At 62.2% G+C, this 17114-nt stretch carries 19 protein-coding genes and 1 tRNA gene; 14 read left to right on the top strand and 6 right to left on the bottom strand.

The window, feature by feature from the left end:
- The first annotated feature begins 150 nt into the window (after positions 1–150).
- The 5 genes from hpf to AC3WOG_RS02140 all read left to right on the top strand — a co-directional run bounded on the left by hpf (position 151) and on the right by AC3WOG_RS02140 (position 4099).
- Positions 151–510 (top strand): ribosome hibernation-promoting factor, HPF/YfiA family, encoded by a 360-nt coding sequence (gene hpf, locus AC3WOG_RS02160; protein ID WP_115099572.1) that lies wholly within the window; start codon positions 151–153, stop codon positions 508–510.
- 313 nt (positions 511–823) lie between these two features.
- The gene (locus AC3WOG_RS02155) at positions 824–1339 is read left to right on the top strand and encodes a PTS sugar transporter subunit IIA (RefSeq protein ID WP_341313300.1); all 516 of its coding nucleotides are present in this window, start codon (positions 824–826) and stop codon (positions 1337–1339) included.
- A gap of 126 nt (positions 1340–1465) precedes the next feature.
- Positions 1466–2434 carry an HPr(Ser) kinase/phosphatase gene (hprK, locus tag AC3WOG_RS02150; protein ID WP_007179412.1) on the top strand — a complete coding sequence of 323 codons (969 nt, stop codon included), beginning with the start codon at positions 1466–1468 and terminating at the stop codon, positions 2432–2434.
- A 99-nt stretch (positions 2435–2533) separates the two neighbouring features.
- Positions 2534–3427, top strand: coding sequence for an RNase adapter RapZ (gene rapZ / locus AC3WOG_RS02145; protein WP_492576445.1), 894 nt, complete (start codon positions 2534–2536; stop codon positions 3425–3427).
- Between the two features lie 39 nt (positions 3428–3466).
- Positions 3467–4099 (top strand): LON peptidase substrate-binding domain-containing protein, encoded by a 633-nt coding sequence (locus AC3WOG_RS02140; protein WP_492576444.1) that lies wholly within the window; start codon positions 3467–3469, stop codon positions 4097–4099.
- Between the two features lie 12 nt (positions 4100–4111).
- Here AC3WOG_RS02140 and mutY read toward each other — a convergent pair whose 3' ends face one another.
- Both mutY and mutM read right to left on the bottom strand, forming a co-directional pair.
- The gene (gene mutY / locus AC3WOG_RS02135) at positions 4112–5227 is read right to left on the bottom strand and encodes an A/G-specific adenine glycosylase (protein WP_492576443.1); all 1116 of its coding nucleotides are present in this window, start codon (positions 5225–5227) and stop codon (positions 4112–4114) included.
- A 7-nt stretch (positions 5228–5234) separates the two neighbouring features.
- Entirely contained in the window at positions 5235–6065 is an 831-nt protein-coding gene (gene mutM / locus AC3WOG_RS02130; RefSeq protein WP_492576442.1) for a bifunctional DNA-formamidopyrimidine glycosylase/DNA-(apurinic or apyrimidinic site) lyase, read from the bottom strand.
- A gap of 87 nt (positions 6066–6152) precedes the next feature.
- Here mutM and AC3WOG_RS02125 point away from each other — a divergent pair, with 87 nt between their 5' ends.
- From AC3WOG_RS02125 to hisC, 8 genes are all read left to right on the top strand, one after another.
- On the top strand, positions 6153–7994 hold the full coding sequence (locus AC3WOG_RS02125) for a tetratricopeptide repeat protein (protein WP_492576441.1): 1842 nt from the start codon (positions 6153–6155) through the stop codon (positions 7992–7994).
- On the top strand, positions 7994–8626 hold the full coding sequence (gene lolB / locus AC3WOG_RS02120; protein WP_492576440.1) for a lipoprotein insertase outer membrane protein LolB: 633 nt from the start codon (positions 7994–7996) through the stop codon (positions 8624–8626). The genes AC3WOG_RS02125 and lolB overlap by 1 nt, the downstream gene beginning before the upstream one ends.
- Positions 8627–8690: 64 nt before the next feature.
- Positions 8691–9572, top strand: coding sequence for a 4-(cytidine 5'-diphospho)-2-C-methyl-D-erythritol kinase (ispE, locus tag AC3WOG_RS02115; protein ID WP_492576439.1), 882 nt, complete (start codon positions 8691–8693; stop codon positions 9570–9572).
- A 53-nt stretch (positions 9573–9625) separates the two neighbouring features.
- Positions 9626–9702 (top strand) — tRNA-Gln (locus AC3WOG_RS02110).
- Between the two features lie 47 nt (positions 9703–9749).
- The gene (locus tag AC3WOG_RS02105; protein ID WP_006048037.1) at positions 9750–10706 is read left to right on the top strand and encodes a ribose-phosphate pyrophosphokinase; all 957 of its coding nucleotides are present in this window, start codon (positions 9750–9752) and stop codon (positions 10704–10706) included.
- Between the two features lie 161 nt (positions 10707–10867).
- Positions 10868–11488 carry a 50S ribosomal protein L25/general stress protein Ctc gene (locus AC3WOG_RS02100; RefSeq protein ID WP_492576438.1) on the top strand — a complete coding sequence of 207 codons (621 nt, stop codon included), beginning with the start codon at positions 10868–10870 and terminating at the stop codon, positions 11486–11488.
- 142 nt (positions 11489–11630) lie between these two features.
- The gene (gene pth, locus AC3WOG_RS02095) at positions 11631–12233 is read left to right on the top strand and encodes an aminoacyl-tRNA hydrolase (protein ID WP_492576437.1); all 603 of its coding nucleotides are present in this window, start codon (positions 11631–11633) and stop codon (positions 12231–12233) included.
- A 54-nt stretch (positions 12234–12287) separates the two neighbouring features.
- The gene (hisC, locus tag AC3WOG_RS02090; protein ID WP_492576436.1) at positions 12288–13367 is read left to right on the top strand and encodes a histidinol-phosphate transaminase; all 1080 of its coding nucleotides are present in this window, start codon (positions 12288–12290) and stop codon (positions 13365–13367) included.
- A 76-nt stretch (positions 13368–13443) separates the two neighbouring features.
- Here the strand turns inward: hisC and AC3WOG_RS02085 are convergent, their stop codons facing one another.
- The 3 genes from AC3WOG_RS02085 to rsmD all read right to left on the bottom strand — a co-directional run bounded on the left by AC3WOG_RS02085 (position 13444) and on the right by rsmD (position 15007).
- Positions 13444–13701: a YfhL family 4Fe-4S dicluster ferredoxin gene (locus AC3WOG_RS02085; protein ID WP_341313311.1), complete on the bottom strand. Its 258-nt coding sequence runs from the start codon at positions 13699–13701 to the stop codon at positions 13444–13446.
- A gap of 63 nt (positions 13702–13764) precedes the next feature.
- A complete protein-coding gene (gene coaD / locus AC3WOG_RS02080) occupies positions 13765–14280 on the bottom strand; it encodes a pantetheine-phosphate adenylyltransferase (protein WP_492576435.1) in 516 nt (171 codons plus the stop codon).
- Positions 14281–14392: 112 nt separating this feature from the next.
- Positions 14393–15007: a 16S rRNA (guanine(966)-N(2))-methyltransferase RsmD gene (gene rsmD / locus AC3WOG_RS02075; protein WP_492576434.1), complete on the bottom strand. Its 615-nt coding sequence runs from the start codon at positions 15005–15007 to the stop codon at positions 14393–14395.
- 240 nt (positions 15008–15247) lie between these two features.
- On the opposite strand from rsmD, the gene ftsY reads away from it, so the two are divergent.
- Entirely contained in the window at positions 15248–16402 is a 1155-nt protein-coding gene (ftsY, locus tag AC3WOG_RS02070) for a signal recognition particle-docking protein FtsY (protein WP_492576433.1), read from the top strand.
- Positions 16403–16468: 66 nt separating this feature from the next.
- Here ftsY and maiA read toward each other — a convergent pair whose 3' ends face one another.
- Positions 16469–17113 (bottom strand): maleylacetoacetate isomerase, encoded by a 645-nt coding sequence (gene maiA, locus AC3WOG_RS02065; protein ID WP_492576432.1) that lies wholly within the window; start codon positions 17111–17113, stop codon positions 16469–16471.
- Position 17114 lies beyond the last annotated feature (1 nt).

The following is a 17114-nucleotide window of genomic DNA, read 5'->3' as shown; positions in this document are numbered from 1 at the left end:
GGCATTTACCGGCCGCTCCGCAGTTGGCGGACAGGCCGGCCGATGCGACCTGCCAGAAGTCAGTCACCGGGGGGCGACTCAGGCAAGCCGACGATCGACCGGACCTACGTCATTGTGCGGAACAAGCGGCATCTAGCTTGGAGAAGCACTATGAATCTGCAGATCAGTGGACACCACCTCGAAGTAACGCCTGCGTTGCGCGAATACGTGATCACCAAACTGGATAGGGTGCTAAGACATTTTGATCAGGTCATCGACGGCAGTGTGGTCCTCTCGGTCGACAACCACAAGGAAAAGGAAAAGCGGCAAAAGGTTGAAATCAACCTGCATTTGAAGGGTAAAGATATCTTTGTCGAGAGCTGTGACAGCGACCTCTACGCTGCGATCGATCTGATGATCGACAAGCTCGACCGGCAAGTGATACGCCACAAAGATCGTCTGCAGGGCCATCAGCATGAGGCGATCAAGTACCAGCCGCTGGCGCCGCAAGTTGACGTGCCGCCGCAATAAGGAAAATTGGAAGGTTTTCCTTACCCAGCTAAACCGCCCGAAACCGGGCGGTTTTTCGTTTCTGGGCCACTCCCGGGTTGATCTTGGGCCGCTTTTGAAGCCCGTGCGAGCCCCGTCTCGGGCTGCGGCGCCGCGATCGTTGTACCCATCGAACAAACCCATCACGCATCGATGGCGCGCCGCACCATCCGTGCCTACCCTGTTCTATAATGTTCCGGTTACCATCGGGGTCAAGCGAGCTCAAACGGAAGTCGGTCGGCCGGAGTCCTGCGCTGTCGGACTCCAATGCACATCGCCGTGAGCATCAAAACGAATGGAACACCACTCAAACGCCCCAGCGAGGAGAACCCAGGCCACGTTTTCGCCTGTCAACATGAATCGTTTAGCCAAATTTCTTCCCCTCGAGAACGTCGTCGTCGGACTATCGGTCACCAGCAAGAAACGCGTGTTCGAGCAAGCGGGCCTGATTTTCGAGAACCAGAACGGCATCGCCCGTAGCACGGTCACTGACAATCTGTTTGCGCGCGAGCGCCTCGGATCGACGGGGCTTGGTGAAGGCGTCGCGATTCCGCATGGCCGGATCAAAGGCTTGAAGCAGCCGCTCGCCGCGTTCGTCCGCCTCGCCGAAGCCATCCCCTTCGAATCGCCCGACGGTCAGCCGGTTTCGCTGCTGATCTTCCTGCTGGTGCCTGAACAGGCCACCCAGCAACACCTCGAAATTCTTTCGGAGATCGCCCAGTTGCTGTCCGATCGCGAAGCCCGCGAGCGGCTGCACACGGAAGAAAATCGCGAAGCGTTGCATCGCCTGCTCACTCAGTGGCAACCTTGATGCATCGGCGGTTATCCGCACGCCGGTTCCCCGCGAGCTTGCGGGTTCAGCCCTGCACGGTGCGCGGTCCGCGTTAGCGCGGCCATACCTTGCCGGGCAAGCGGCCCACACTGGAGTCACTGACTCATGGATACGTCCAGCATCAACGCCCAGAGCATTTTCGACGACAACGCCGCCACGCTGAAGCTGAGCTGGCTGACGGGGCATGAAGGCTGGGAGCGCGGCTTTTCTTCGGAATCGGTCGCCAATGCCACGTCGAGCGCCGATCTTGTCGGCCACTTGAACCTGATCCACCCGAACCGGATTCAGGTGCTCGGCGACGCCGAAATCGACTACTACAAGCGCCAGACCGACGAAGACCGCTCGCGCCATATGGCCGAACTGATCGCGCTGGAACCGCCGTTTCTCGTGGTGGCGGGCGGCGTCGCCGCGCCGCCGGAACTCGTGCTGCGCTGCACGCGTTCGTCGACACCGCTCTTCACCACGCCGATGTCCGCCGCTGCGGTGATCGACAGCCTGCGCCTCTACATGTCGCGCATTCTGGCGCCGCGCGCCACGCTGCACGGCGTATTCCTCGACATCCTCGGCATGGGCGTGTTGCTTACCGGCGATTCGGGCCTCGGCAAGAGCGAACTCGGGCTGGAACTGATCAGCCGCGGCCACGGCCTCGTGGCCGACGACGCGGTGGATTTCGTGCGCCTCGGTCCGGATTTCGTCGAAGGGCGCTGCCCGCCGCTGCTGCAAAACCTGCTCGAAGTGCGTGGCCTCGGGCTGCTCGACATCAAGACGATCTTCGGCGAAACCGCGGTACGCCGCAAAATGAAGCTGAAGCTGATCGTGCAACTGGTGCGCCGTCCTGACGGCGAATTCCAGCGGTTGCCGCTCGAAAGCCAAACCGTCGACGTGCTCGGCCTGCCGATCAGCAAAGTCACGATTCAGGTGGCAGCCGGCCGCAACCTCGCGGTGCTGGTCGAAGCGGCGGTGCGCAACACGATCCTGCAACTGCGCGGCATCGATACGTTGCGCGACTTCATGGATCGCCAGCGTCTGGCGATGCAGGATCCCGATAGCCAGTTTCCCGGCAAATTGATCTGAGTCCGTGTCACCGCGCCTTGCTTCGCGGCCAACGGCGGGCTGCGGGGCGCGCGCACGGAGACCAGATGCTATGATGAAATGTACGGATTTCACGACTCCATGCGCATAATCCTGATCACCGGTATTTCCGGCTCCGGCAAGTCAGTTGCCCTGAACGCGCTTGAAGACGCGGGCTATTACTGCGTCGACAATTTGCCGCCGCGTTTTCTGCCGCAACTGGCCAATTACCTTGCCGAAGACGGGCAAGACCGCCTCGCGGTCGCCATCGACGCGCGCTCGAGCGCTTCGCTCGACGAAATGCCCGCGATGATCCGCGACCTGTCGCGCGCCCACGACGTGCGCGTCCTGTTCCTCAACGCAAGCACGCAATCGCTGATTCAGCGCTTCTCCGAAACACGCCGCCGGCATCCGTTGTCCGGCTCGACCGCGCACGACGCGGACGTCGGCCTGCTGACGTCGCTCGCCGAAGCGATCGAGCGCGAACGCGAACTTGTGGCGGGTCTGGCCGAATTCGGCCACCAGATCGACACCAGCAATCTGCGCGCGAACGTGCTGCGCGCGTGGGTCAAACGCTTCATCGAGCAGGAGCATTCGGGTCTCGTGCTGATGTTCGAGTCGTTCGGCTTCAAACGCGGCGTGCCGCTCGATGCCGATTTCGTTTTCGACGTACGCACGCTGCCGAACCCGTACTACGATCATGAATTGCGACCGCTTACGGGCCTCGATAAGCCTGTGATGGATTTTCTCGATGCGCTGCCGGTCGTCCACGAAATGATCGACGACATCGAGAAGTTTCTCGCCAAATGGCTGCCGCATTTCCGCGACGACAACCGCAGTTATCTGACCGTCGCGATCGGTTGCACGGGCGGCCAGCACCGCTCGGTGTTCATTGCTGAGACGCTCGCCGCGCGTCTCGCAAGTCAGGCGAATGTGATTGTGCGGCACCGCGATGCGCCGGTCGACATCGGCGAATCATCGAAGTTAGTGGCTTAACCGGCCGCATCGCGCGGCCTCAACTCGAAGCGTTGCGCCATGTCTTCTTCTACTGTGCTTGCCGATGTGCCGCTGTTTCCGCTGCATACGGTGCTGTTCCCTGACGGGCTGCTGCCCCTGAAAATCTTCGAGGCGCGCTACCTCGATATGGCGCGCGACTGTCTGCGTGACAAAACGCCGTTCGGCGTGTGCCTGCTGAAAAGCGGCGCCGAAGTCGCGCGCGCCGAAGAGCCTTCGGTGCCCGAAGCAATCGGCTGTCTCGCCGAAATCGAAGAGTGCGATGTCGAAGCCTTCGGCATGCTGCTGATTCGCGCGCGCGGCACCAGGCGCTTCCGCCTCCTGTCGCATCGCGTGGAGAGCAGCGGCTTGCTGGTCGGCATGGCCGAGCCGCTCGGCGACGACATGCCGCTCGAAGGCAATCAGCATCTGGCCAAATTCGGCGCGTGCGCGGAAGTGCTTGAACGAATCATCGCGACGATTCGCGAACGCGATCCGGATAGCTTGCCGTTCGCCGAACCGTTCAGGCTCGAAGATCCGTCGTGGGTGTCGAACCGTCTCGCCGAAGTGCTGCCGATTGCGCTGCGCGCCCGCCAGAAGCTGATGGAATTGCAGGACGCCGGCGCGCGGATCGACGTGGTTCATCACTACATGCAGCAGCATCAACTGCTGTAGAAGCTGCAGCCTCTAAAGCAGCGAGCCTTGCAAACCATCCAGCAGTTTGCGCACCGGCGCGGGCACGCCGAACGAATCGAGATCGCTCAGCGCGACCCACGCGGTGTCCGCATCGCATAACGCGGCCAGCGCGCCCACAGCGCGGTCCAGGTCCGCAAGCCGCGGCTCGATATCCAGCCTGAAATGCGTAAATACATGCGTGAGCGGCGCAAGCGGCGAGACCGCTCCATCGCTACCGAAGGCACGCGCACGCTCCGCTAGCGCGGCTTCGTCGGCAGCTTCAGGCAGGCTCCACAAACCGCCCCAGATGCCCGACGGCGGGCGCTTTTCCAGCATCACGGCGTTGCCGTCGCGCAGCACCAGCATCCATGTGCGGCGCGTCGGCACCGTTTTCCTGGGCCGCGCCGTGGGTAGTTCGCGCTGCCGTCCCGTCACGTTCGCCACGCAATCGACCGCGAACGGGCAGCGTAAGCAGTCCGGCGTGCCGCGCACGCACAGCGTCGCCCCGAGGTCCATCAGACCTTGCGTGTAGGCGCTGACATCGTCGTCAGATGCATTCGACGGCAGCAGCGACTCCGCCAGCGTCCACATCGCGTTCTCAACTTTCTTCTCGCCGGGAAAACCTTCGACGCCGAATACGCGCGCCAGAACACGTTTCACGTTGCCGTCGAGAATCGTCGCGCGCGCGCCGAACGCGAACGACGCGATCGCCGCCGCCGTCGAACGGCCGATGCCAGGCAATTCAGCGAGTTCATCGACCGAAGCCGGAAACGCGCCGCCATGCTGCTCGACCACCGTCTGCGCGCAGCGATGCAGATTGCGCGCGCGCGAGTAGTAGCCGAGGCCGGCCCATAACGCCATCACGTCGTCGAGCGGTGCGGCGGCGAGCGCGGCGACATCCGGAAAACGCGCCAGGAACTTCGCGTAGTACGGAATCACCGTCGACACCTGGGTCTGTTGCAGCATGATTTCCGACAACCAGATGCGATAGGGGTCGCGGGTGTTCTGCCACGGCAGGTCGTGACGGCCATGCTGGCGCTGCCAGCCAATCAGGCGGGCGGAGAAATCGGACAAGGCCGGATAACTTGACGCGGCAGGCGCGGCGGACGGGGTTAAGCGAGAGGGCATTGAAAAATTAGCGCTGGCAGGTCGGACAGAAGTAGGTCGAACGCTGACCCTGCACGATCTGTTTGATCGGCGTTCCACACACGCGGCATGGCAGCCCCGCGCGATCATAAACGAAATAGTCGAGCTGAAAGTAACCGCTTTCACCATCGCTGCCGACGAAATCGCGCAGCGTACTGCCACCCTTCTCGATCGCGGCGGCGAGCGTCACGCGCACCGCGTCCGCCAGCAAATCGTATCGAACCAGCGAGACGCGGCCTGCCGCGGTGGTGGGCCGGATGCCGGCGCGAAACAGACTCTCGGACGCGTAAATATTGCCCACGCCGACCACGATCTCACCCGCCAGCAAGGCCTGCTTCACCGACACCTTGCGCTCACGCGTCAGCCGATGCATCAGCGCGCCGGTGAACGCCGGTGAAAACGGCTCCACGCCGAGGCTCGCGAGCAGCGGATGCTCGAGCACGTCGCCGGCTTCGCGCGGATGCCACAGCACCGCGCCGAAGCGGCGCGGATCGCGATAGCGCAGAATAAACTCGTCGAAAATCCAGTCGACGTGATCGTGCTTCGCCGCGGCCGGCGGGTGCGGCACGTGGCGCAGCACACGCAGCGTGCCAGTCATGCCCAGGTGCACAATGAACCATCCGGCGTCGATTTCGAACAGCAGGTACTTGCCGCGCCGCTCGACCTTGCGCACCACGCTGCCACGCAAGGTTTTCGCAAGGTCTGCCGGAATCGGCCAACGCAGTGCGGGCGTGCGCACATCGACGCGTTCAACCTTGCGCCCGGACACATACGGTTCGATTCCCCGTCGGGTAACCTCAACTTCTGGCAACTCTGGCATGTCTAACTGGTCTGCAACTTGCGTGAGTGGTTGTGCGCGTATTGTAGCGAGCGCGTTACAATCGTCCGAAACATTGAACGGATTTCCATGAACTTGTCCTTCGTGAAGCTGTTTTCGAAGCGCCCGGCAAACGCATCGCGTGTGCCGCGCGCTGTCTCCGCTCGCCGGATGCTCGGCGCTGCCGCCCTCGCCGTTTGGGCGCTGGCTGCCGCGCCCGCGCATGCGCAGGACCCCTCGCCGGACTCGGATGACACCTCCGTCACCTTGCCGGACCCGCTCGGCCCTGCGTCGGCAGAAGACCTGAAGTCTTTGCCGAACATCGCACTGTCGAGCCAGATCGTATTCCAGGTGCTCGCCGCCGAAGTCGCCTTGCAACGCGACCAGCCGGCGCCCGCCTACCAGACCTACCTCGCGCTCGCGCGCGACACGCACGATCCGCGCATGGCGCAACGCGCCACCGAAATCGCGCTGGCCGCGCAGAGCCCGTCGGACGCCCTGGCCGCCGCGCAATTGTGGCAGCAGTATGCGCCGAGTTCGGAACGCGCCGCACAACTCGATGCGTCGCTGCTCGTGCTGTCCGGCAAACCTGACGACGCCGCGCCGCTCCTCGCGAGCGAACTGGCGAAGGTGCCTGCCGACAATCGCGGCAGCGCGATTCTCGCGCTGCAACTGCTGCTCTCGCGCGGTCCGAACCGGATCGGCGGCTTGCATGTGCTGCAGGATCTGCTGAAGAACGACATGAACCGGCCCGAAGCTCAACTGGCCATCGCGCGTCAGCAGCTCGTTTCGGACGACGCGCCGGGCGCGCGCAAGTCGCTCGAACAGGCGCTTACGCTCAAGCCCGACTATCTGCCGGCCGCGCTGACGCTGTCGCAGATGGGCCCGGAGGAGCGCAAGGAAGGCATCGCGTCGCTCGAAAAGTACGTGCAGCAGAATCCGAAATCGCATGACGCGCGTCTCGCGCTCGCGCAGATGTATCTCGCGAGCGACCGTCTGGATGACGCGCAGAAGCAGTTCGAGATCATGCATAAGAACAACGCGAAGGACCTCACGCCGCTAATGGCGCTCGCGTTGATCAAGATCCAGCAAAAGAACTTGACCGAGGCGCAAACGTACCTCACCCAGTACGCGCAGCAAGCCGACAAAACGCCGGGCGCCGATCCGGGCCAGGCGTACATCTACCTTGCGCAACTGTCGCTCGAACAGAAGAACGAAGCGGCGGCGAGTGACTGGCTGAACAAGATTTCCCCGTCGAGCCAGCAGTACATGCCGGCGCAGATCACGCGTGCGCAATTGCTCGCCAAGCAGGGCAAGACCGAAGACGCCCGCAACCTGCTGGCCGGCCTGCAGGCGCCCGATCCGCGTGACCAGGCGCTGATCGCGCGTACTGATGCGGCGATTCTGTTCGATGCGAAACGCTACCCCGAGGCGGAAGCGAGCCTGCAAAAAGCCACCGCGAATTTCCCGGACGATCCCGATCTGACCTACGACTACGCGATGGCAGCCGAAAAGACCGGCCATTACGACATCATGGAAGCGCAGCTGCGCAAGCTGATCCAGACGCAGCCGGACAATCCTCAGGCGTATAACGCGCTCGGCTATTCGCTGGCCGATCGCAATCAGCGCCTGCCGGAAGCGAACAAGCTGGTCGAGAAGGCTTCGTCGCTGGCGCCGAACGACGCGTTCATCATGGACAGCGTCGGCTGGGTCAAATACCGGATGGGCAATACGTCGGACGCGATCAAGCTGCTGCGCAAAGCCTACGACATCCAGCCGAATGCCGAAATCGGCGCGCACCTCGGTGAAGTGTTGTGGAAAACGGGTGCGCAAGATCAGGCACGCGCCGCCTTCCGCGATGCTCGCAAGCTCGAACCGGACAACGACACGCTTGTTAAAACGCTGCAACGTCTCCAGGTAAACGATCTTTGATGCGTCTTTCCCGCTTGTTTTCTTATCCCCGGGCGCCGCGTAGCGCGGTGCTCGGACTTGCTGCGGCGGCTGTCGTCGTGTTGGCTGGTTGTGCATCGGTGAAGCCGCAAGGGCCGTCCATGTCGAATGCCGCGACATCCGTCACTGCGCAAACGAGCCGCGCTTATCAAGGGCGGTTCTCGATCCAGTACAACGATCAAAACGGCCAGCAGCGCAACGCGTACGGCAACTTCGCCTGGCAGGAAACCGGCGACACCGTCACTTTGCAATTACGCAATCCGCTCGGCCAGACGCTCGCGATCGTGACTTCATCGCCGGCTTCGGCCACGCTCGAGTTGCCGAACCGCCAGCCGCTCACCGCCGACAACGTCTCCACGCTGATGCAGAATGCGCTCGGTTTCGCGCTGCCGGTCGAAGGACTGCGCTATTGGCTGCAGCCGTCGCCCGCGCCGACTTCGCGTGCGAGCACCGAGAAGGACCCTGAACAGCCGTCGCGACTGAAACAGATTACGCAGGACGGCTGGACGATCGATTACCTGGCGTACGCGGACGCGCCGGCCACCGGCGTGAAACGCGTCAACCTGAGCCGCTCGGAACCGCCGCTCGACATCAAGCTCGTGCTGGATCAGTAGCCGCGCCTGTTCGCGCAACCTTGCCGCTTCTTTGGCGCCGCTTTGGCGCATGTAGCCCAGACTCATGATCGAAACAACCGACGCGCTGCGCGATTGCCTCGCGCCAGCGAAGCTGAACCTTTTCCTGCACATCACCGGCCGACGCCCGGACGGTTATCACACGCTGCAAACGGTCTTCCAGTTGCTCGACTGGGGCGACACACTCCATTTCACCCGGCGCAACGACGGCCTCATCACACGCAGCACCGAGATCGCCGACGTTCCGCCGGAGCACGACCTCACCGTTCGCGCAGCAACGCTCCTGAAGGCGCATACGGGCTCGCTGGAGGGCGTCGACATCGAAATCGAGAAGCGCCTGCCGATGGGTGCGGGCCTGGGCGGCGGCAGCTCCGACGCGGCCACCACGCTGCTTGCGCTGAACCGCCTGTGGAAGCTCAATCTCCCGCGCCTGGCGTTGCAGGAACTGGCGTTGAAGCTCGGCGCCGACGTGCCATTTTTTATTTTTGGGAAAAATGCGTTCGCACAGGGTGTCGGAGAAACATTAGACGTTGTACAATTGCCGCCGCGCCATTTCCTGGTAGTGACGCCGAGGGTTCATGTTCCGACTGCAGCGATTTTTTCCGACAAAGCGTTGACAAGAGATTCAAAACCCCTCACAATTACGGACTTTCCTGCAGAACTTAGCTGCAACACTGAATGGCCGGAAAGCTTCGGCCGGAATGACATGCAGCAGGTTGTCGTTGGGAAGTACGCGGAAGTAGCGCAAGTGCTGCGGTGGTTTGAAAACATCGCGCCAGCGCGGATGTCTGGATCAGGTGCAAGTGTATTTGCAGCGTTTCGTAGTAAAGCTGAAGCAGAAGCGGCACAAGCCAAGCTGCCAGCCGAATGGAACAGCGCAGTGGCTGCCGGCCTCGATCAGCATCCACTCTTTGCTTTCGCGTCATAAAGTTTTGCATCGTCGAACGAAACTCCACGTTCGGCGGAGCTTAAAGTTAGTGTAGGGGAGTCGCCAAGCTGGTTAAGGCACCGGATTTTGATTCCGGCATGCAAAGGTTCGAATCCTTTCTCCCCTGCCAAAAATTCTCGCATTTCCCCTCGCCCCCCAGCCTGAAGTAGGTGCACGATGAGCAGCCATGACGGCCTGATGGTTTTTACTGGCAACGCAAATCCCGCGCTTGCACAGGAAGTCGTCAAAATCCTCGGTATTCCCCTCGGCAAAGCAATGGTTAGCCGTTTCTCGGACGGTGAAATCCAGGTCGAGATTCAGGAAAACGTGCGTGGCAAGGATGTCTTCGTCCTGCAATCCACGTGCGCGCCGGCGAATGACAATCTGATGGAACTGATGATCATGGTCGATGCGCTCAAGCGCGCATCCGCTGGCCGGATCACCGCAGCCATCCCCTACTTCGGTTATGCCCGTCAAGATCGACGCCCGCGTTCGGCGCGCGTCGCCATCTCGGCGAAGATCGTGGCGAATATGCTGGAAATCGCCGGCGTCGAGCGGATCATCACGATGGATCTGCACGCCGACCAGATTCAAGGCTTCTTCGATATCCCGGTCGACAACATCTATGCTACGCCCGTGCTGCTCGGCGATCTGCGCAAGCAGAACTACGAGAACCTGCTGGTCGTGTCGCCGGACGTCGGCGGCGTGGTGCGTGCCCGGGCATTGGCCAAGCAACTGAATTGCGATCTCGCGATCATCGACAAGCGCCGCCCCAAGGCGAACGTTGCCGAAGTGATGAACATCATCGGTGAAGTCGAAGGCCGTACCTGCGTGATCATGGACGACATGGTCGACACCGCCGGCACGCTCTGCAAGGCAGCTCAGGTTTTGAAGGAACGCGGTGCGAAGCAGGTGTTCGCTTACGCTACCCACCCGGTTCTGTCGGGCGGTGCAGGCGAGCGTATCGCAGCTTCGGCACTCGACGAACTCGTTGTCACGGACACGATCCCGCTCGGCGAAGAGGCTCGCTCGTGTGCCAAGATCCGTTCGTTGACCAGCGCCGGCCTGCTTGCCGAAACGTTCTCGCGGATTCGCCGCGGCGATTCGGTGATGTCGCTGTTCGCTGAAAGTTAAGTATTTGCGAAGGCGCGGCGCGTTGTACTATCGCACGCTGCGCTTTTGCACAATCGGCATGAACGAACGAAGGTTCGTGCCGCCGTTCTGGGGCCTCAGCCATAATGGCTTGCGGGCCCCGTTTTTACTGCCTGGTCGCGGGCAGTGCATTGGAGATTCAAATGAAAGTAGTCGCTTTCGAGCGTAACCTGCAAGGTACGGGTGCGAGCCGCCGCCTGCGTAACTCGGGCAAGACCCCGGGCATCGTATATGGCGCTGGTGCTGAAACGCAATTGGTCGAACTGGACCACAACGCGCTGTGGCACGCGCTGAAGAAAGAAGTTTTCCACTCGTCGATTCTCGACCTGGAAGTCGGTGGCAAGTCGCAACAGGTTCTGCTGCGCGACGTGCAATACCACCCGTTCCGTCAGCTCGTGCTGCACGTGGACTTCCAACGTGTCGACGCGAAGAAGAAGCTGCACACCAAGGTGCCGCTGCACTTCATGAACCAGGAAACCAACCCGGCAGTGAAGCTGTCGAGCGCGGTGATCTCGCACGTCCTCAACGAAATCGAAATCGAGTGCCTGCCGTCGGCACTGCCGGAATTCCTCGAAGTCGACCTCGCGAAGATCGAAGCCGGTCACTCGCTGCACGCGAAGGACATCGTCCTGCCGGCAGGCGTCGCGCTGGTTGCTCACGTTGAAGCAGAAAACCCGGTCATCGCTGCTGCAACGATCCCGGCTGGTGCAATCGCTGAAGGCGACGCCGCTGCTGCAAGCGAAGGCGAAACGCCGGCTGCTTAAGCTGCACTGAGCGAGCAATCCTCTCGATCCGTTTCAATGAAACGGTCGATGTGACCCGCCGAGGTTCGCCCCGGCGGGTTTTTTTTCGGTTTTTTTCAGCTCGGTTGCGTTCGGCATCCGGGCCAGATGGACCCACGCAATCATGATCAAGCTGATCGTCGGGCTCGGCAATCCGGGCGCCGAATACACTGCGACGCGCCACAATGCCGGCTTCTGGCTGCTCGATCAACTGGCACGCGAAGCAGGCGCGACGCTGCGCGACGAGCGGCGCTTCCACGGTTTCTACGCGAAGGCGCGGCTTCACGGCGAAGAAGTGCACCTGCTGGAACCGCAGACGTATATGAACCGCTCGGGTCAGTCGGTCGTTGCGCTCGCGCAGTTCTTCAAGATTCTCCCTGACGAGATTCTGGTCGCTCACGACGAACTCGATATGCCGCCAGGCAGCGTCAAGCTGAAGCTCGGCGGCGGCAGCGGCGGTCATAATGGGCTGAAAGACATCACCGCCCACCTGTCGTCGCAACAGTATTGGCGGATGCGGATCGGTATCGGTCATCCGCGCGATCTGATTCCCGAAAGCGCGCGCGCCGGCGCCAAGCCGGATGTCGCCAATTACGTGCTGAAACCGCCGCGGCGGGAAGAACAGGACGCGATCGATGCGGCGATCGAACGGGCGCTTGCCGTGATGCCGCAGATAATCAAAGGCGAACTCGAACGCGCGATGATGCAGCTGCATCGCAATTCCTAAGGCCCTCACCCACCCGCATCCGTATCGCCGCATAGCTACCGACAGGAGATCCGCTTGAGCCGCTATTGGAGTGACATCGTTCACCGTCTGACGCCGTATGCGCCGGGCGAGCAACCCGCGCTCGCGCATCCAGTGAAGCTGAACACCAACGAGAACCCGTATCCGCCGTCGCCGCGCGTGGTCGAAGCGATTCGCCAGGAACTAGGCGATGCGGGCGAGTCGCTAAGGCGCTATCCCGATCCGACGGCGCGCAAGCTGCGCGAAACAGTCGCCGCGCATCACGGTATTCGCCCGGAGCAGGTGTTCGCGGGCAACGGTTCGGACGAAGTGCTGGCGCTCACCTTTCAGGCGTTGCTGAAGCACGATGAGCCGCTGCTGTTTCCGGATATCACGTACAGCTTCTATCCGACGTACGCGCGGCTGTTTGAGGTCAACTATCGGACGGTCGCGCTCGACGACGCCTTCGCGATCAATGTCGACGATTACGCGGCGCCTAACGGCGGCGTGCTGTTCCCGAATCCGAATGCACCGACGGGACGTCCTCTGCCGCTCGCCGATATCGAGCGTCTGGTGGCGAGAAACACCGATTCGGTTGTGGTGATCGACGAGGCCTATGTCGATTTCGGCGCCGAATCGGCCGTCAAGCTGATTGACCGCCATGCGCATCTGCTGGTGGTTCAAACGGCATCGAAGTCGCGTTCGCTCGCCGGGATGCGTGTCGGCTTCGCGTTCGGCAATCCGGAGTTGATCGACGCGCTAAACCGCGTGAAGGACAGTTTCAACTCGTATCCGCTCGACCGGCTAGCACAAGTTGCGGCGATCGCCGCGTATGAAGACGATGCCTGGTTTAAGGACAATTGCGCCAAGGTTGTGACGAGCCGTGAGCGGCTTGCCGCGGGGTTGACGGCGCTGGGCTTCGAGGTGGTGCCGTCGGCGGCGAATCTGCTGTTCGCGCGCCACAAAGGCTACGACGCAGCGACGCTCACGGCACGGCTAAGGGAAAAGGAAATTTTCGTGCGCCATTTCAAGGCGCCGCGAATCGACCAGCATTTGCGGATCTCGGTCGGCACCGACGCCGAATGCGGCCTCCTGCTGAACGCGTTGCGCGACATTTTCAGCGCCTACGTCGGGTAACAACGCACCGCCCGAACAAGGGCGAAGGGCAAAGCGCGACGCAAAAACCGCGGCGAGGCTAGCGCCTCGCCGTTCATCACGCGCCCTTCGCGGCCTGCAACGCGTGGTACTTCGCCATCAACCCTTGCGGCGTTTCCAGATGCTGCGGGTCGCGCGGAATGCACTCGACCGGACACACCTGAATACACTGCGGCTCGTCGAAATGGCCGACACACTCAGTGCATTTCTTCGGGTCGATCACGTAGATTTCCGGGCCCATCGAAATCGCGTCGTTCGGGCACTCGGGCTCGCAAACGTCGCAATTGATGCACTCGTCGGTAATCATCAAGGCCATACTTCTCTCACTTCGCACCGGCCGGAGCCGGCTTTCATCCGTCGAACCGACAGTTTACGCCGGTTACGGTTGCGCCGCCGAAGCGTCGTTATCCTGGTCCAGCGCGGCAACCTTTTCCTTCAGCCATTTTTCGACCGACGGGAACACGAATTTGCTGACATCGCCGCCCAGTTGCGCGATTTCACGCACGATCGTGCCCGAGATGAACTGGTATTGATCGGACGGGGTCATGAACATGGTTTCGACGTCCGGCAACAGATAACGATTCATGCCGGCCATCTGAAACTCGTATTCGAAGTCCGACACCGCGCGCAGGCCGCGCACGATCACCCGTGCGTTATTGCTGCGGACGAAATCCTTTAACAGACCCTTGAAGCTCATCACCTGAACATTCGGGTAGTGGCCGAGCACTTCATGGGCGATGTCGAGACGCTCTTCGAGCGTGAAGAACGGCTTTTTGTTACGGCTGTCGGCAACGCCCACCACCAGCGTGTCGAAAATGCTCGACGCGCGTCGAACGAGGTCTTCGTGACCGCGCGTCAGCGGGTCGAACGTGCCCGGGTACACGGCGACTACCATGAGACTTCTCCTCTCTTCAGACAAATGGGCACGTCAAAGCGTCCACGCGACGCATTTGGCACCGACCGCGCGCGTGACGGCAAACTGTCCGGCGCTTGTTTTGGAACGCGCATTATTCCTCATTTTCGCGCTGCAGCAAATGAAAGTGGACAGCACCCGCTTTGCCTTGCCGCACGATTTCCCATCCGGCGAGCGCCTCGTTCCCATCGAGCTCGAGCGCGGCGCCCGCTTCGACATACAGAAAGCCATGCGCGCTCAACAGCGGCACGGCCAACGCGAGCGCCTTGTCGAGCAGATCGTCGCCGAACGGCGGATCGAGAAATACTACGTCGAACGATCCGGGTGCGAGACTCGCGGCAAGCCGCAAGCCGTCTGCTTCCGCGATTTCGATCGTGCGCGCCGACAGGCGCTCCTGGTTCGCGCGCAGTTGGCTCGCGGCCCGCGCATTGCGCTCGACCATCAACACCCGTGTCGCGCCGCGCGAGGCCGCCTCGAAGCCCAGCGCGCCGCTGCCGGCGAACAGGTCGAGGCAGCGCTGGCCGTCCAGACGTTGACCGAGCCAGTTGAACAGCGTTTCGCGCACGCGGTCGGGCGTAGGCCGCAGACCGTCGAGGTCGAGTACGGGTAGCGGCGTGCGCTTCCAGTCACCGCCGATGATACGGATAGCGTGCGCTTTGCCGCCTTTGGATGAAGCGCCGTGGGCGCGTGAAGGTGCGGAACGGGGCATGCGGTTTCGATTACGTAAAAAGGCGCCCGCCACGTCGATGCGGGCGGGCCGGAGCGCCAACGTTACCACAGGGGCGCGCCGCGTCCAGCCCGGCCGTTCGGCCCATACGACGGGTAGCGGCGCGCCTGATAAAATGTGCGGCTTCCAGCGCCTTGCATCCCGCATCGCAACGCTGCCTGCCGCTCCTGCCGGTCTTGTGCCGGCTGCGCGCATCGGCGCGCGCTCTCACCACGCCAGATCATGTTCAGCTTTTTCAAACGATTCAAGGGTTCGAAAGAGTCCGATAACGCGCCAGAGGAATCGCAGACGGCGCCGGAAACCTTAGCGCCCGAGACCGCCGTAGAGGCGCCGGCAGCGCCCGCGGTGCCGCCGGCCGCCCCGCTTCGCATTGAAGCGCAGCCGGCAGCCACTGTGCCGGCAAACGAGCCGCAGCCCGACGAGCTCATACCGGAAACCGTCGAAATCGTCCCGCCGCCAGTACAGGACGCGGGTGCGAAGCGATCCTGGCTGACGCGCCTGAAAACCGGCCTGTCGAAGACGAGCTCGAGCCTGACCGGTATTTTCGTCGGCACGAAGATCGACGAGGAACTGTACGAAGAACTGGAAACCGCGCTGCTGATGTCGGACGCGGGTGTCGACGCTACCGAATTCCTGCTTGAATCGCTGCGTGAGAAAGTGCGCGCCGAGCGCCTCACCGACCCGCAACAGGTGAAAACGGCGCTGCGCACGCTGCTGGTCGATCTTCTCAAGCCGCTGGAAAGCTCGCTGATGCTCGGCCGCGCGCAACCGCTCGTGATGATGATCGCCGGCGTGAACGGCGCGGGCAAGACCACCAGCATCGGCAAACTCGCCAAGCATCTGCAGAGCTTCGATCAATCGGTGCTGCTGGCCGCGGGCGATACCTTTCGCGCCGCAGCGCGCGAGCAACTGGCGATCTGGGGACAGCGCAACAACGTGACGGTGGTGTCGCAGGAAAGCGGCGATCCGGCAGCGGTAATCTTCGACGCGGTCGGCGCCGCCCGTGCGCGCAAGATCGACGTGCTGATGGCCGACACCGCCGGCCGTCTGCCGACCCAACTGCATCTGATGGAAGAACTGCGCAAGGTGAAGCGCGTGATCGGCAAGGCACAAGACGGCGCGCCGCACGAAGTGCTGCTGGTGATCGACGCGAACACCGGCCAGAACGCGCTCGCCCAGGTGAAAGCATTCGACGACGCGCTCGGCCTCACCGGCCTGATCGTGACCAAGCTCGACGGCACGGCCAAGGGCGGCATTCTTGCGGCGATCGCACGGCAGCGTCCGATTCCGGTGTACTTCATCGGCGTCGGCGAAAAGGTCGAGGATTTGCAGCCGTTTAGCGCGGAAGAGTTTTCGGACGCGTTGCTGGGCGGTTGAACAACCGGGCAGCAAAAACCAGAAGGGCGCTCCACGGAGCGCCCTTTATTCATTCAGGCAACAACCTCATTCCGCGTCCGGCTGCGCACCAGGCGCCGCGCGCGCGAACGCATCGAGTTGCATCGCGTGATCGTAGATGCGCTGAATCGTCGGGAACCGCGCGGTGTCGATCTTGAAGCGCTGCGCGTTGAACACCTGCGGGATCAGGCAGGCGTCGGCCAACGTCGGCTGATCGCCGAAGCACAGTTTGCCGGTGCGCGAATCGCCCGCCAGATGCGCATCGAGCGTCGTAAAACCCGCCTCGACCCAATGCCGGTACCACGCGTCCTTCGCGTCGTCGTCGAGGCACAGCGTGTGCTTCAGGTACTTCAGCACGCGCAGGTTGTTCAGCGGATGAATCTCGCACGCGACCTGCAACGCCACCGAGCGCACATACGCACGATCGGCCGGCGCCGCCGGCAGCAGCGGCGGCTCAGGATGCGTTTCCTCCAGATACTCGATGATCGCGAGCGACTGCGGCATCACTTCGTTGCCGTCGACGAACGTCGGCACGATACCGTCCACATTCACCTTGCGATACTCGGGCTTCAACTGCTCGCCGCCGTCGCGCACGAGGTGCACGGGCACGTAGTCGTACGACAGGTTCTTCACGTTAAGCGCGATACGCACGCGATAGGACGCCGAGCTACGGAAATAGCTGTAAAGCTTCATG

It is taken from the genome of Paraburkholderia sp. FW306-02-B, assembly GCF_058782725.1.
The sequence above is the reverse complement of the archived record's forward strand: the minus strand, read 5'-3'. Positions and strand labels throughout refer to the sequence as shown.